Raw genomic sequence first — 227 nt, 5'->3', positions numbered from 1 at the left:
AGATGTGTATAAGAGACAGGTCTTCTTCACCTCCGCCGGGAAGGCCGCCGGGACGCACACGTTGACGCTCCCGTAGTGCCGGTCGCAGCCGGCCACGGCGGGCGCGACCGGGGCGGAGTCCCGCTGCTGCGGGTTCTCCTTCGGTGCGGCCAGTTCATTGGCGAACGTGTGCTCGTGCGGGGCGGGCTGCTGCTTGGCGGCGGCCGCCGCCGGCGAGGGCGCCCCGC

Annotated in this window: 1 protein-coding gene; it reads right to left on the bottom strand. The window is 72.7% G+C overall.

Features of this window, described 5'->3' with window-relative positions; genetic code table 11:
* On the bottom strand, positions 1–227 hold a 227-nt coding region (locus VR44_RS24010), incomplete at both ends, for a hypothetical protein (protein ID WP_045949658.1).

Origin of the sequence: Streptomyces katrae, assembly GCF_000966975.1 — a bacterium.
In the GTDB taxonomy this organism is placed as follows: Bacteria; Actinomycetota; Actinomycetes; order Streptomycetales; family Streptomycetaceae; genus Streptomyces; species Streptomyces katrae.
Note: the sequence above shows the minus strand (reverse complement) of the source record. Positions and strands in the feature narration are given on the sequence as shown.